Here is a 15,141-nt window from a genome sequence, read left to right as displayed (position 1 = left end):
GCGATTCGGCCTGCTAGCTATGTTGCATTGCGTAACGCAGACCGAGGCAGGCTCATGCCATTTTCTACCGCCGTCGCCAGCTGTCCCTTCAAAATCGGCCACACGCCCCTGACCGCCTACCAGGTCAAAATTGGCAATCTGACCCATGAATTGCTGGTGAAAGAGGAGCGCTGCAACGAGTTCGGCTCGGTCAAGGACCGCGTAGCGTGGTACATCCTGTCGAGAACGATCGAGAAGATCGGCCCGGTCAAATCCGTGGTGGATGCTTCCTCCGGCAATTACGGCAATGCGCTGGCCTGTATCTGCCAGCGGCTGGGCATAGATGCAACCATCGTGTCGTCCGCATCGATCAGTGCGCATAATGCCGCCCAGATCGAAGGCGCTGGCGCCAAATTGGTGATTGCCGAACCGAGGCCCGGCGAAACCTCCAATGCCGCCCGCATGCGCGTGGCCGGTGAGATTGCTGAGCAGGAAGGCTCGGTTTTCCTCGACCAGTATTCAAATCCGCTTAACCCGGCCTCGCACCAGAACTGGACGGCGCCGGAACTGTTTGCGGACGGGCCATTCGACGCGGTATTCATGACCTCGTCTTCTGGCGGCACGTCGCGCGGCTTTGCCGACTATCTGAAAGCCCATCCGGGCCAGACACAGCTTTGCCTCGTGGAACCGGAAAGCTCCTGCGCCTTCCTCGATGCTCCGTCGGGCTGCACAGACAAGCTGAAGATCCCCGCCTTCGGCAGCCAGCGGCGCTCCTCCTTTGCGGGCATGAAACCCGATCCCGGCATGATCCGGATGGACGAGGCTGCAACCATTGCGGCCTTCAACCTGCTGCACGAGCACGAGCTCTCCAAGGTTGGCCTGTCCAGCACCGGTGTCATTCTCGGTGCACTGGACTGGCTCGCCAGGCAGGACAAACCGGCCCGCGTGGCCTGTATCTGCGCCGACGGGGACGAGCGGTACCTGAACGAGATCCAGTCCCGCTACATTCCCACCGTGGGTGCGGACGCCTATCAGGCCGCTCATGCGCGGCTCGCGCCAGTGATTGCCGGAATACGCTGCCTCGGCCCGGTACAGCCTGCGGCCAGGGCCGCCGCGCAGTAGCCCTGCCAGCAGACCCGGCAACAGATGGGGGCTGGCCGTTCCCCCTTCGTCATGATTGATAATCGCCCGCCCGGCAGGTAATCCCCTGCCGAACACCGTAAAAGAGGCACAAAGTGGCAATTCTCTACCGTTCCCGCACTTCCACCCATGGCCGCAACATGGCCGGCGCCCGCGGCCTTTGGCGCGCGACAGGCATGAAGGACAGCGATTTCGGAAAGCCGATTATCGCGGTGGTGAACTCCTTTACCCAGTTCGTGCCCGGCCACGTGCACCTGAAAGACCTCGGCCAGATGGTCGCCAGCGAGATCGTCGCGGCGGGCGGCGTGGCCAAGGAATTCAACACGATCGCGGTCGATGACGGCATCGCGATGGGCCATGACGGCATGCTGTATTCCCTGCCGAGCCGCGAAGTGATCGCCGACAGTGTCGAGTACATGGTAAACGCCCACTGTGCCGATGCGATGGTCTGCATCTCCAATTGCGACAAGATCACGCCCGGCATGATGATGGCGGCGCTGCGCCTCGATATTCCGGTCGTCTTCATTTCCGGCGGCCCGATGGAGGCCGGCAAGGTCAATATCGACGGCGAACTGCGCGCGGTCGACCTGATCGACGCCATGATCGAAGCGGCGAACCCCGACCGGACCGACGAAGAAGTCGCCGAGTTCGAACAGAATGCCTGCCCGACCTGCGGCTCCTGCTCCGGCATGTTCACCGCAAACTCCATGAACTGCCTCGCCGAAGCCCTAGGCCTCGGCCTGCCGGGCAATGGCTCGACGCTAGCCACCCACGCCGACCGGGAGGCCCTCTTCCGCCGCGCTGGCCAGCGCATCGTGGAGCTGACCAAGCTCTATTATGAAGACGGCGACAAATCCGTTTCCGCCCGCGGCATCGCCACCAAGGCCGCGTTCGAAAACGCGATGACGCTCGACATCGCCATGGGCGGCTCGACCAATACGATCCTCCACCTTCTGGCCATCGCCCGCGAAGGCGAGGTCGATTTCACACTGGACGATATCGACCGGCTCAGCCGTTCGACGCCCTGCCTCTGCAAGGTCGCCCCGGCTGTGGCCAACGTCCACATGGAAGACGTCCACCGCGCCGGGGGCATCTTCGGCATCCTGGGTGAGCTCGACCGTGCCGGAAAGCTCGACACGTCCGTCCGTACCATCCACTCCGACACGCTGGCCGAGGCGATCACCAAATGGGACATAACCGTCACCAATGATCCGGCTGCACACGAGCTGTTCCTGGCTGCGCCGGGCGGCGTGCGCACGACCGAGGCCTTCAGCCAGTCGCGCCGCTACAAGGAACTCGACACAGACCGCGAGAAAGGCGTCATCCGCTCTGCCGAGCATGCCTTCTCGCAGGATGGCGGCCTCGCTGTCCTGTTCGGCAATCTCGCGGAACAAGGCTGCGTGGTGAAAACCGCTGGCGTCGACGACTCGATCCTCAAATTCTCCGGCCCGGCCGTTGTATGCGATAGCCAGGAAGACGCCTGCAAGCGCATCCTGAACAAGGGCGTGAAGGCAGGCGATGTGGTCATCATCCGCCATGAAGGCCCGCGCGGCGGCCCCGGCATGCAGGAGATGCTCTACCCGACCTCGTACCTGAAATCGATGAAGCTCGGAAAGGCCTGCGCCCTGATCACCGACGGGCGTTTCTCCGGCGGCACGTCAGGGCTTTCGATCGGCCATGTCAGTCCGGAGGCGGCGGAAGGCGGCCTGATCGGCCTGATCGAGGAAGGCGACATCATCGAGATCGACATCCCGAACCGCACGATCCATGCGAAACTTACGGACGAGGAAATCGCGTCCCGCCGCGCCGCGATGGAAGCCAGAGGCGACAAGGCCTGGAAGCCCGTCGAGGAGCGCCCCCGCAAGGTGAGCCGTGCCCTGAAGGTCTATGCGGCCCATGTCGGGAACGCGTCTCAAGGTGCCGTGCGCCTGGATCCGTAACGCTTCCAGAGCCTGCGACGCCCGTGAAGGCGCTTTGTGGGTGAACTGAATTTTCAGGGAGAAAACCCGCGTCAGGTTTCCGGCAGGGGCAGGTTCAGGTTGCAGGCTTGCGTGCTGCGACGTGCGACAGGCGCACCCCCGACATCATGTGGCTCGGCGCACCGTGCCGCATAAGCGGGCGCAAAGGCCCGGCCATCGCAAACCGCGGCAAGGCGGTCGGTGAAATACGCGCGCGGTATCAGCCACTCACGCGCTGCCTTGTCCTACAGCCTGAAGTGAATGCAGGTCAGGAAGACGCGCCCGTTCGGGGTGATGCTCCAGCGATAGGTCGCGTCCTTCCCATAGGTGGCCCGCACCGCTGCGCCGAGCAGCCGGAGCTGGACCCAGACGAGCGGCCAGAAGGCGACAAGATGCGGCGGGAAGCCTTCGGGTGGATGGAAGAGCGACATGCGCGCAATATACATCCGGCCACGGAGGTGTCGGATGGATTTGTTTTCGCGGCAATGAGTACGGCAGGTTTGGCGCCATTGGTTGGTGGATAACCCTCTACTTGCGTCATCCCCGGCCTCGGAGCGGTTTGGGGACCCATCTCTGATAAGCGCGTCAGGAACGTCATGTCATGACGCGCCCGTTGCTTCGTTCAGAGATGGGCGCCCAAATGACCGTTGGCCATCGGGCGTGACGCCTGAGGGGAATATGCATGACCAAACCGGACTGCGCCATGATCAGTCATGACTTGCCATGACCATACCGGACTATGGACGACTAAGACGGATCACCACCACTGCTGGCAACATTCAGGGCAATCCCGCCGCAATTGACCTCCAAAGCGCCTTAATGTGAGCAAGCGCTCGCCCGGATCACTGCCTTTCATTGCAAGACCACTGAAGGGAGGCTATTTCCATGACGCGAACCATGTTTCACTCCACAGCTGACCGGCCCCACACAGGGCCGAAACTGGCGGACAAGGACCGGACTATGACAACTCTCGCGCTTGTGGACGATGACGAGAACATCGTCGCCTCTCTCAAGATGTTCTTCGAGGCCGAAGGCTACAATGTCCGCACCTATCATGATGGTGAGGCCGCCCTGCCTGCGCTGACGGAGACCCCACCGGACATCGCCATCCTCGACGTGAAGATGCCGAAGATGGACGGCATGGAATTGCTGCGGCGCCTGCGCCAGACCAGCGAATTGCCGGTGATCTTCCTGACGTCGAAGGACGAGGAAATCGACGAGGTGATCGGCTTCAACATCGGCGCCGACGATTTCGTGCGCAAACCCTGCTCCAACCGCCTGCTGGCAGAGCGGGTGAAAGCCGTGCTGCGCCGCGCCCGCGGTGGACAGGCCGGCCCGGAAGAAGGCGACCACAAGCCGATCGTCCGCGGAAAGCTGACGCTGGACCCGAACCGCCACGCCTGTACCTGGGACGGACACCCGGTGCGCCTGACGGTGACGGAATTCCTGATCCTGCAGGCCCTCGCCCAGCGCCCGGGCTACGTGAAGAGCCGCGACCAGCTGATGGATGCGGCCTATGACGACCAGATCTATGTCGACGACCGCACCATCGACAGCCACATCAAGCGGCTTCGCAAGAAGTTCCGCGAAGTGTCTGAAGAGTTCGATGCGATCGAGACGCTCTACGGCGTTGGCTACCGCTACACCGAATAGGGTCTAGCCCAGCAAGCCCAGGCGCCAGCTCCAATGGGGCAGCGCCAGGGTCAGCAGCGCAAACCCGACGCCGATCAGGATGATCAGCGGGGAATAGAAGCGCCGGTTCAGCGTCAGGAATGGCTGTTCCGGCAGCGCCCGCTCGAACGCCGGCAATATGCCCACAACGCCCCGTCCCGTGAATACAAGCGCCGCCCCGGCCCCGGCCAAAGCGACCAGCCATTTCGATACCGGCAGGTGCACATGCTGGCCCAGCACCAGCGCCAGGAAGGCAAAGGCGAACAGGCTGACCGCCACGAACAGGCAGGCGGTCATGGACGGCATCTTGGTGATGCCGCGCTTTCCGACCACCATACGCGCCAATTGCTGTTCATTGGCGGCCGGAAAGGTCACGCCGAAGCCCCAAAGTGTGTGCAACAGGCCTGCAATCGACAGAATACAGGCCAGAATGACCGAAAGAGTGGGTGCGAGCATTAAGTCCTCAGCCGTGACGCGGCGCCCTCCCCGATTGGCATATTCCTGCCGCACGGGCTTGCCGCAATGGGCTTCATTCAATAGCCAGTCTCTAGATTAGCACAAGAAACAGGAACTCCCATGGCCGACCCTGAAAACACGATCCTCCTCGAAACCTCCAAAGGCAACGTTACCATCGAGCTGCGCCCGGACCTCGCCCCCGGGCATGTCGAGCGGATCAAGGAACTTGCCCGCGAGGGCTTCTATGACGGCATCGTCTTCCACCGCGTGATTCCGGGCTTCATGGCCCAGGTCGGCTGCCCGAAGGGCACCGGCATGGGCGGCTCCGACAAGCCCGACCTGAAAGCCGAGTTCAATGCAGAGCCGCATGTGCGCGGCACCTGCTCCATGGCCCGCACTTCGGCGCCTCACTCGGCTAACAGCCAGTTCTTCATTTGCTTCGACGATGCCAGCTTCCTCAATGGACAATACACCGTCTGGGGCAAGGTGACCGAAGGCATGGATGTGGTCGACCAGCTGGCCAAGGGCGAGCCGCCGCGCAATCCGGACAAGATCGTCTCCATGCGCGTCGCTGCTGACGCCTGATCTGGCTCAAGCCGGAAGGACCCGCATGGCCGGTAAGGACAAGAAACGGAAGACACCGCGCGCCGGACTGAACAGTTCGGTCGTGTTCGGTAGCCGTATCGCACGGCTGATCTTCGCGTCGAACCTTGCTGGCCTTGCCATCCTCATCATCGGGGCGATGGTCCTGAACGAAATGCGGGCCGGCTTCGTCGTCTCGAAGAAACAGGACCTCGTCGCCCAGGCGCAGATCTTCACCAGCCTGCTCGGCGACGATGCCACCACGCCCCAGCCCGCGCTCGACGTTGACGCCGCCCGGCAAACCATCGTCCGCCTGAACCTGCCCGAACGAGTGCGTGCGCGCATATACCTGCCCGATGGCGAGATGGTGGGCGACAGCTTCTATCTCTCCGAACGGGTGGATGTGGATGCCCTGCCACCGCTGCGAGAGCCGGGCCGTGTGGCCCGCTGGGGCCGGGACCTGTCGGAATGGGCCGCCCATGTGTTCGGGCCGGTCATGCCGCGGCGCTCCTCCGATGCCGTCCGCACGCAAACCTTCGAGGAAGAGTTCGATACCGCCGTCGAAGGCGGGGAAGCCGCCAGCCAGCGCTTCAATGATCGCGGCCAGCGCATCATCTCGGTCTCCATGCCGATCCAGCGGGTCTCCGCCGTCGTGGGCGTGCTGACGCTGGAATCGAGCGACATCGACGAAATCATCCGCGCCGAGCGGGCGGCGCTACTGCCGTTCATCGGCGTGGCGGTGCTCGTGGCCTTCATCACATCGGTATTGCTGACACTCGGCATTGCGCGGCCATTGCGCCGTCTGGCCGTGGCGGCCGACCGGATCCGGGCCGGCGCTTCGGAACGGATCAATGTGCCTGCGCTCTCCGCCCGCAAGGACGAGATCGGCGACCTCGCCACCTCCATGGAGGGCATGACCGAGGCGCTGATCGAGCGCATCCAGGCCAACGAACAATTCGCCGCCGACGTGGCGCATGAGCTGAAAAACCCGCTCACCTCCATCCGCTCCGCTATCGAGACGCTGGACAGCGTGAAGGAAAACCCGGAGCTGACCGAAAAGCTGCGCGGCGTCATCGCGCAAGACGTGAAGCGCCTCGACCGCCTGATCACCGACATCTCCAACGCCTCGCGCCTCGAAGCAGAAATGACCCGCGTGCCGAACGAGCAGCTCGACATTGCCCGCTTCGTACACGACGTGGTCGGCACTTACGAGTCACTCGCGCTGGACGAAGGCGCGGTGACGGTGTCCTTTCACGATGCCACGATGGGCGGCCGCCTGCTGGTGCAGGGCCGTGAAGGGCCGCTGGGACAGGTGATCCGGAACCTGATCGACAATGCCCGCTCCTTCTCCCCGCCCGGCTCTGTGGTGGACGTGACGCTGGACCAGACCAATGACGGCCCTCAGACCATCGCCCGGATCAAAGTCGAGGATTGCGGCCCCGGTGTACCGCCGGACAAGCTGGACACAATCTTCAACCGTTTCTATACGGACCGCCCGAAAGGCACCGCCTTCGGCAACAATTCCGGTCTCGGCCTCTCTATCGTGAAACAGATCATCGCCACCCATCGCGGCAAGGTCTGGGCCGAGAACCGCGACGGCGGCGGCGCGAGATTCTGCGTGGACCTGCCGGCGATCTGAGGCAACAAAAAAGCCCCCGCGAATGCAGGGGCTTTTTCTTTGTCCGGTCAGAGCCGCGTTAGCCGCGGTTCTGGCGGTTGTTGATCAAATCGTCGACGACTTCCGGTTCGGCCAGTGTGGACGTGTCGCCGAGGTTGCCGAATTCGTTCTCCGCGATCTTGCGCAGGATACGGCGCATGATCTTGCCGGAACGGGTCTTCGGCAGGCCCGGGGCGAACTGGATCAGGTCCGGCGAAGCGATCGGGCCGATCTCGGCGCGGACATGCTGGACGAGGTTCTTGCGCAACGCCTCGTCGGCCTCCACGCCCTGCACCAATGTGACATAGGCATAGATGCCCTGCCCCTTGATGTCGTGCGGATAGCCGACCACGGCGGCTTCTGCCACGGCATCATGGCTGACGAGCGCGCTTTCGACTTCCGCCGTGCCCATCCGGTGGCCGGAGACGTTGATCACGTCATCCACGCGACCGGTGATCCAATAGAAGCCGTCTTCGTCGCGGCGGCAGCCGTCACCGGTGAAATAGTTGCCCGGATAGGCCGTGAAGTAGGTGTCGATGAAGCGCTGGTGGTCGCCATAGACGGTGCGCATCTGGCCCGGCCAGCTGTCGGTGATCAGGAGGTTGCCCTCGGTGGCGCCGGGCAGCTCCGTGCCGTCTGCATCCACCAAAACCGGCTTGATGCCGAAGAAGGGGTGGCTGGCCGCGCCGGGCTTCAGGTCCGTCGTGCCGGGCAGCGGCACCATCATGGTGGCGCCAGTCTCGGTCTGCCACCAGGTGTCGACGATCGGACAACGCGCGTCGCCGACGGTGTGGAAATACCATTCCCAGGCTTCCGGGTTGATCGGCTCGCCCACCGTGCCGAGCAGGCGGATGGACTTGCGGGACGTTGCATTAACGGGGCCTTCGCCTTCGCGCATCAGGGAGCGGATCGCCGTCGGTGCGGTGTAGAAGATGGTCACGCCATGCTTGTCGCATTCCTGCCAGAAGCGGCTCGCATCCGGATAGGTCGGGATGCCTTCGAACATCACGGTCGTCGTGCCATTCGCCAAAGGTCCGTACACAATATAGGAGTGGCCGGTCACCCAGCCCACATCCGCCGAACACCAGTAGACATCGTCTTCTTTCAGGTCGAACACGTATTCATGTGTGATTGAGGCCCAGACGAGATAGCCGCCGGTCGTGTGCAGCACGCCCTTCGGCTTGCCGGTGGAACCGGACGTGTAGAGGATGAAGAGCGGGTCTTCGGCATTCATCGGCTCCGGCGGGCAGTCGGACGAAACGTCTTCAGCCGCTTCATGCAGCCAATGGTCCCGGCCTTCGACCATGTTGATCTCAGCGCCGGTGCGCTTGATCACCAGCATCGACTTCAGCATGCCGTTCGAAAGGTCGGCCGCCTTGTCGGCATTCACCTTCAGCGGCACCTTGCGGCCACCGCGCACACCTTCATCAGCGGTGATCAGCACGGTGGACTCACAATCGGTGATCCGGCCGGACAGGGCCTCCGGGCTGAAGCCGCCGAACACGACCGAGTGGACCGCACCGATGCGCGCACAAGCCAGCATCGCATAGGCCGCTTCGAGGATCATTGGCATATAGATCGTGACGCGATCGCCTTTCTTGACGCCGAGCTTCTTCAGGACGTTGGCGAAGCGGCAGACGGCGGCGTGCAGTTCCTTGTAGCTGACCTTGTGGCTCTCGTTCGGATCGTCGCCAATCCAGATAAAGGCCGTCTTGTCGCCGCGCGTGGCGAGATGGCGGTCGATACAGTTCGCGGTGACGTTCAGCTCACCATCGGCATACCATTTGATGTGCAGGTCGCCGGTCTCCCATGAGACATCCTTCACCTTGGTGTAGGGCTTGATCCAGTCGAGCCGTTTGCCCTGCTCACCCCAGAATGCTTCCGGGTCTGCGAGCGAGGCGTCGTACATCTCCTTGTACTTTTCCGGCGTCAGGTTCGCCTTCGCCGCGAATTCCTCGGGAACGGGGTAGATTTTTGCCTGATCGCTCATGGTTGTTTCCTCGTAGGGCATGAATTTTCGTCCTGATATCAGAATGCATATTTGGTGGAGAAGGTGAAGCGACTGATCGACCCATCCGCGCCGGATTCCAGTTCGCGAATGCCGTGAAGCAGCTCCACACCGACGGTCACTTTCGGGGCGACATCCCACAGAATTGCACCATAAGCGGACTGCACAGACTTGGTCGTCGCGTTCGCCGGGAGGTAGTTTGGATTGTCGACGAACAGGCCGGAATAACCGACATTGAAACGGGCGGTTTCTCCGAACGGATGGCGCCAGGCGATCAGGCCGCCATAGCTGGGAATGGCTTCCAGCTTGCCATTTGTGTCAAGCGCGGCGGAACGGCTGGCCGCAAGACCGACATAGCGCCCGATCCCTTCCCCGCCGACGAGATTGAAGCGGATGTCGTCCTTCTCTCCGGCCTTCACCTTGCCGGACACGCTGAGGCCGTAGCCGAAAGTTTCATCCTCCGATGCGCCGAAATCCGCGCGCAGCTGGCGGGCAATACCCGCGATCGAGACGTTGCCGTAGTCGCCGGTGAAATTGTACCGGGCGACGACATCCGGAATGAGGTTCTCATCCCTTGAGCCGGAGTTCAGCGTGGTCGTGTTCGGGTTCTCCAGAGCGAACATCCAGTTTCCCTTGGTGTACCGGATCTGGGGCTGGCGGATGAACACCATGCCGTCAGACAGGATCAGGAAGCTCGCACTCTCCGGAATGGCCGACGTGTTCTGGAAGGTCGACCATTCCTGACCTGCCAGCCAGCTACCGTACTTCACAAAGGCCCGGCGCAGGCGCGGCGAGTAAGAGTTGGAGACGAGTTCATTGCCCTGGCCGGAGCCGAGGAAGTCCATTTCGATATAGCCTTGCACCGTGTCTTCCCCGACCGGCTTTGAGGCGGAAAGGAAGAAGCGCGAAGATTCGGCTGTGAAGTCCGTGAAATCGGTCCCCTCCCCGCCAATCGGCGTCGCGCCCGGAATGTAGAAGTCCCGTGCAATTGACGTGGATGCGATGCCCCCATCGCTGAGGGAGGTTGCGTGGACGTCTAGGTCGACAATGCCACCGAATTTCAGCGTCGTGTCCCCGACAAGGAAACCGTCCGTCTTCGGCGCACCGGCTGCCGGCGCGGCCTGCTGGGCCACTGTCTCGATCCGGACGATGTCAGCGTCCGTGTCCGCCTTTTCGGCCGCAAGTTCGGCCTTCAGCTCCGCAACCATTGCCTCAAGCGCAGCAATCCGCTCCTCGACAGACTGTTCTGCGTTTGCTGCCAGCGCCATGATCGCAACAGACGCCGTCAGCAGTAAACCTCTAATTGTCCGTGGCATCAGTTTCCTCCCGTGCCTTATTATTTTCAGGGAGTATCCTTCCGGCGGGGAAACGCCGCTATTGGCCATTGGTGCTAAGACAAAAGTCTAATGGTGCTCGACATCCCTTTCCGTGGGGGTATGGTTCCCCTAACAGGATGCAGACTGCAGGTCAGGGAACCCGCGGCGCTCGGGGAGGCAGATAGAATGGGGCTGGTTCCGACCGTCCTGATCGTGGACGATCATCCATTGTTCCGTGACGCGCTCGAAGCAGCGCTTGGCACGGCTTTTCCGGATGGCGCGACCGCGCAGCACGCCAGCAGCCTGGCGGAGGCGCTTTCCAAGGTAAAAGAGCAACGCTTCGACCTGATCCTGCTGGACCTCACCCTCGGCGATACGCAGGAATTCGACGGACTGACTCGGCTGATGGCGGCGGGCCCTGCTTGCCCGATTGTCGTGGTTTCCGCGACCGACGCGTCTCAGGCATTTGGCACGGCCCGGGCGCTTGGCGCGGCCGGATACCTGCCCAAGAGCATGTCGATGGAGGACCTCTCCGCCGCGCTCGCCACGGCACTGGACGGCGGGCAATGGTTCCCGCCAGCGAATGATGCTGCCGATGCCAACCGGGAAGAACTCCTTGCCCGCGTGGCGGACCTGACACCCGCCCAGCGCAAGGTTCTGTCCGGTCTCAATGACGGCCTGCTGAACAAGCAGATTGCCTATGAGATGGATATTTCGGTCGCCACGGTGAAGGCGCACATGACGGCGATCTTCCGCAAGCTGGGCGCAAACAACCGCACGCAGGCGCTGCTCATCTACAAGGAAGCCACCTCGCTCTGATCCTGCCGTCAGGTGGTTACGTTTTGCGCGAGGTTTTCGAGGAAACGGCGGATATCGTCCGGCGCAGCCGGTTTGCGCAGCATGGCGATGCCGTCGATCTCTGCCTGCGTGCGCACCGCCTCATTCGCCGCCGCGGTCAGCAGCAGGACATTGCCAGGCGATGCGAGTTTTGGACGGCTCATGGCGATCAGGTCGAAGCCGTCGACGGCATCCTGCAGGTTCAGGTCAGCGATCATGGCATCGAAGCTTTCCGCCTCCAGCCAGCCCTGCGCCTCGGCCACGGAGCGGGCGCCGCGCACCTTGCAGCACCAGCCGGTCAGCAGCGCGGTCATTCCGTCAACAATGGCGGCCTCGTCATCGACCACCAGCACGTTCAGATTGGCGAGGCTCACGGGCTTTCGCGGGGCCGTTTTGGAGACAGAGCGTTTGCGTTTCCCTTGCTTGGCCGCCAGCGGTACCGCGACGGAGAAGACGCTGCCCCGGCCCGGCACCGAACGGATATTGATTTTGGCATCCATCAGATCTGCCAGGCGTTTCGAAACCGGCAAGCCGAGACCGGCGCCCCGGATGCCTGTATTGTCGGTGTCTTCAAACCGCCGGAACTCCTCGAAGATCAGCGGCAGGCTGTCGGCCGGAATGCCCGGCCCGGTATCCCAGACCTCGATCCGAGCCATGTCCCCGCGGCGCCGGGCGCCAACCAGCACGGCGCCTTCGCGCGTATATCGGCGGGCGTTCGAGATGAAGTTGCGCAGGATGCTTTTCAGGAAATCCGGATCGGCTTCCACCACAAGACTCGACGGCGCGATCCGCATTTCGATTCCGGCCTGTTCAGCCATGGGCATGGCCTCTTCCACCAGATCCTCTAGTAAGGGGCCGACAGGCAGCTGCACCGGTTTCGGTGCGATGCTTCCATGATCCAGCCGGGAGATATCCAGAAGGCCGCGGATCAGTTCATCCGCAGACTGAATGGCCTTGTCGGCCCGCGAGACCAGTCCCTGCCCCTGCTCGTCCGCACGGATGGACCCGAGGAACAGACGCGCCGCATTCAGCGGCTGCAACAGGTCATGGCTGGCTGCTGCGAGGAAGCGCGTCTTGGAGGCATTCGCGCCTTCCGCGTCGCGGCGGGCGAGGTCCAAGTCCTGCGCCATCTCTTCCAGATCGTGCGTGCGCTCGCGGACCCGCGTCTCCAGCGTTTCGTTTGCCTCGATCAGCGCCCGCTCGCGCAGCTTGTCCTCCGTGATGTCGGTGAAGGTCGTCACATAGCCGCCGCCCGGGGTCGGATTGCCGACAATGCGGAGATAGCGGCCGTCCGGATTGCGCCGCTCATAGGTGTGCTGGCGCCCGGACCGCATATGCGCGACTCGGCGGCGGGCCTCCTCGGCGGGATCACCCTCGATCCAGCCGGATTTCAGATTGTACTCGATCAGTTTCGCCACAGGCGTGCCAACCGCCACGAGATCGTTCGGATAATGGAACAGGTCGAGATAGGCCGAATTCCAAGCGACTAGCCGCTGGTCGGAATCCACAACGGAAATGCCTTGCGAGATATTCTCCAGCATGGACTGCAGCATATGCCTGTCGAAGCGTTCGGCCTGCGTCTTGTGGTCCAGCATGGACAGGACATCCCGCAGGGCCACCTGATTGCCACCGATGGCCGAAGCCAGCACGACCCGCGCAGAGGATGCTCCCAGCGCCGAGGCAAGCAGGCGTTCCGTCCGCTGAACGAGTTGCCAGTCCGCCGGGCCATCGCCCGATGCCGGAACTCCCGACACGCGCTCGAAGTCCGCAAAGGCGTGCTCGACCGCTTCCGGATTGAGGAAGCGGGAGGCGAGCGTTTTCAGCCCGTTCGGCGTCACGGAAGCCACTGTGTCTGACGTGCCGGTCTCGGTATGACCCAGCCTTTCAGCGTCACCCACAAAGACCGATGACTGGACCTTGTCCCGCAGACGCTCACGCGAGCGGAGCGACAGGATCACATAGGCTGCGATATTGGCGCCGAGGCTCCACACCACGCCATGGATCAGGCTGTCGTCGAACCGGGCGCCGAACAGGGCGTGAGGATCCAGCCAGCCCGGCACAGCGGCCGCCATCCGGTCCGGCTGCAGGATAGCCGGCAAGAACAGCGTGTAGGCCCAGAGGCCCATGCCGAGGGCCAGCCCCCACACGACGCCCGCCCGACGTCCGCTGCGCCAATAGACGGCACCGATCAGGGCCGGGGCGAACTGGGCCGCCGCCGCAAATGACAGGAGGCCGATCTGCGCCAGCGCTTCGCCCGTCCCGGCCAGCCGGTAATAGCCATAGGCGCACAACACGATGACGATGATCACACCGCGGCGGATCATAGTGAGGCGCGCGCCGGAATTGCCGCCAAGGCTGGCGAACCGGCCGGTCTGCATGACCGCCGGCACAATCAAATCATTCGTCACCATGGTCGACAGCGCCACGCTGGAGACGATAACCATGCCGGTCGCCGCCGAGAAGCCGCCGAGGAACACGAACAGGGCCAGCAGTCCGTTATCGCGGGCAAGCGGCAGGTCGAGCACGAACAGGTCCGGCGGCACATCCGCGCCCAGCGTCGACAGGCCGGCAATCGTGATCGGGATCACCACCGCGCTGGTCACGGCGAGGTACGCCACAAACACGATGCGCGCGGTCTGCACTTCCTGTGGATTGCGTCGCTCGATGACGGCGACATGGAACTGGCGCGGCAGGCAGATAATGGCGCACATGGACAGGAGCGTGGTCGTGATCATGCGCTGCGAGAGGAGCCCTCCGGCAAAGGGTTCCGTCGCCTGCGGCGGGACTTCAATGTCCGGCGACGTGATCAGCGAGAGGGACAAGGCCGCGACGGCGACCAGCGCCACGAGTTTGATCATCGCTTCCAGCGCCAGCACCTGCATCAGGCCGGCATTGCGGCGCGTTGCATCGGACTGTCGGGCGCCGAACAGGATGGCGAACACGCCCATGGCGAGCGCTGTAAACAGCACGGTCTGGCTGGCGGGCCGTCCGCCCGCATTCTCCGCGCCATAGGCCAGCGCCTGGAAGCTCATGCCGACGGATTTCAGCTGCAGCGCGATGTAAGGCAGGCTGCCAGCCACAGCTGCAAGCGCCGCCAGCGCGCCGACCCCGCGGCTCTTGCCGTACCGGGCCGACAGGAAGTCCGACAGGGACGAGATACTCTCGCGCTGGGCAACATTGCCGATGCGGCGGATCAGGTCCGGCAGGAACAGGAAAACCAGCGCCGGGCCGAGATAGATGGCGAGATAGTCCCACCCGTTCGTGGCGGACGTTCCGACCGCGCCGAAGAAGGTCCACGAGGTGCAATAGACGGCCAACGCCAGCGCGTAGGTGTACGGGCTATGCGTCGCCGCCGGGTCCCGCGCACGCCGGTCGCCCCGCCAGGCGATGGCGAACAGGCCGAACACATACAGCCCCGTTGCCCCGACGATCAGCCAGACTGGCATGGACGATTACTCCTTGAGAGCCGATCTTCACCCGGCGGGCGCCCATCTGGCAAGTTCGCCCAAAGTCTGGTCCAAAGTCTGGTCCAAGTCC

At 63.2% G+C, this 15,141-nt stretch carries 11 protein-coding genes; 6 read left to right on the top strand and 5 right to left on the bottom strand.

Features of this window, described 5'->3' with window-relative positions; translation table 11 throughout:
• The first annotated feature begins 54 nt into the window (after positions 1-54).
• Together HY26_RS02790 and ilvD are read left to right on the top strand one after the other, a co-directional pair.
• Entirely contained in the window at positions 55-1,101 is a 1,047-nt protein-coding gene (locus HY26_RS02790; protein ID WP_112072889.1) for a PLP-dependent cysteine synthase family protein, read from the top strand.
• A 119-nt stretch (positions 1,102-1,220) separates the two neighbouring features.
• Positions 1,221-3,059, top strand: coding sequence for a dihydroxy-acid dehydratase (ilvD, locus tag HY26_RS02785; protein ID WP_034768445.1), 1,839 nt, complete (start codon positions 1,221-1,223; stop codon positions 3,057-3,059).
• 263 nt (positions 3,060-3,322) lie between these two features.
• Here ilvD and HY26_RS02780 read toward each other — a convergent pair whose 3' ends face one another.
• A complete protein-coding gene (locus HY26_RS02780) occupies positions 3,323-3,508 on the bottom strand; it encodes a hypothetical protein (protein ID WP_139068895.1) in 186 nt (61 codons plus the stop codon).
• Positions 3,509-4,037: 529 nt separating this feature from the next.
• Between HY26_RS02780 and HY26_RS02775 the strand changes: the two genes are divergently transcribed.
• Positions 4,038-4,730: a response regulator transcription factor gene (locus HY26_RS02775; RefSeq protein ID WP_034768443.1), complete on the top strand. Its 693-nt coding sequence runs from the start codon at positions 4,038-4,040 to the stop codon at positions 4,728-4,730.
• 3 nt (positions 4,731-4,733) lie between these two features.
• Here HY26_RS02775 and HY26_RS02770 read toward each other — a convergent pair whose 3' ends face one another.
• Positions 4,734-5,204 (bottom strand): DUF3995 domain-containing protein, encoded by a 471-nt coding sequence (locus tag HY26_RS02770; protein ID WP_034768250.1) that lies wholly within the window; start codon positions 5,202-5,204, stop codon positions 4,734-4,736.
• A gap of 120 nt (positions 5,205-5,324) precedes the next feature.
• Here HY26_RS02770 and HY26_RS02765 point away from each other — a divergent pair, with 120 nt between their 5' ends.
• Complete coding sequence (locus HY26_RS02765) at positions 5,325-5,789, top strand: peptidylprolyl isomerase (protein ID WP_034768248.1); 465 nt, start codon at positions 5,325-5,327, stop codon at positions 5,787-5,789.
• 25 nt (positions 5,790-5,814) lie between these two features.
• Positions 5,815-7,425 carry a stimulus-sensing domain-containing protein gene (locus HY26_RS02760; RefSeq protein WP_034768246.1) on the top strand — a complete coding sequence of 537 codons (1,611 nt, stop codon included), beginning with the start codon at positions 5,815-5,817 and terminating at the stop codon, positions 7,423-7,425.
• Positions 7,426-7,483: 58 nt separating this feature from the next.
• Here the strand turns inward: HY26_RS02760 and acs are convergent, their stop codons facing one another.
• Positions 7,484-9,433 carry an acetate--CoA ligase gene (gene acs, locus HY26_RS02755; protein ID WP_034768442.1) on the bottom strand — a complete coding sequence of 650 codons (1,950 nt, stop codon included), beginning with the start codon at positions 9,431-9,433 and terminating at the stop codon, positions 7,484-7,486.
• A gap of 38 nt (positions 9,434-9,471) precedes the next feature.
• Complete coding sequence (locus HY26_RS02750) at positions 9,472-10,767, bottom strand: DcaP family trimeric outer membrane transporter (protein WP_112072888.1); 1,296 nt, start codon at positions 10,765-10,767, stop codon at positions 9,472-9,474.
• Positions 10,768-10,953: 186 nt separating this feature from the next.
• Between HY26_RS02750 and HY26_RS02745 the strand changes: the two genes are divergently transcribed.
• Complete coding sequence (locus HY26_RS02745; protein ID WP_034768243.1) at positions 10,954-11,586, top strand: response regulator transcription factor; 633 nt, start codon at positions 10,954-10,956, stop codon at positions 11,584-11,586.
• Between the two features lie 8 nt (positions 11,587-11,594).
• On the opposite strand, the gene HY26_RS02740 is transcribed toward HY26_RS02745, so the two are convergent.
• Positions 11,595-15,050, bottom strand: a complete 3,456-nt coding sequence (locus tag HY26_RS02740; RefSeq protein ID WP_112072887.1) for a PAS-domain containing protein — start codon at positions 15,048-15,050, stop codon at positions 11,595-11,597.
• Between the last annotated feature and the right edge of the window lie 91 nt (positions 15,051-15,141).

The organism is Hyphomonas sp. GM-8P (assembly GCF_003263315.1).
Lineage (GTDB): Bacteria > Pseudomonadota > Alphaproteobacteria > Caulobacterales > Hyphomonadaceae > Hyphomonas.
Note: the sequence above shows the minus strand (reverse complement) of the source record. Positions and strands in the feature narration are given on the sequence as shown.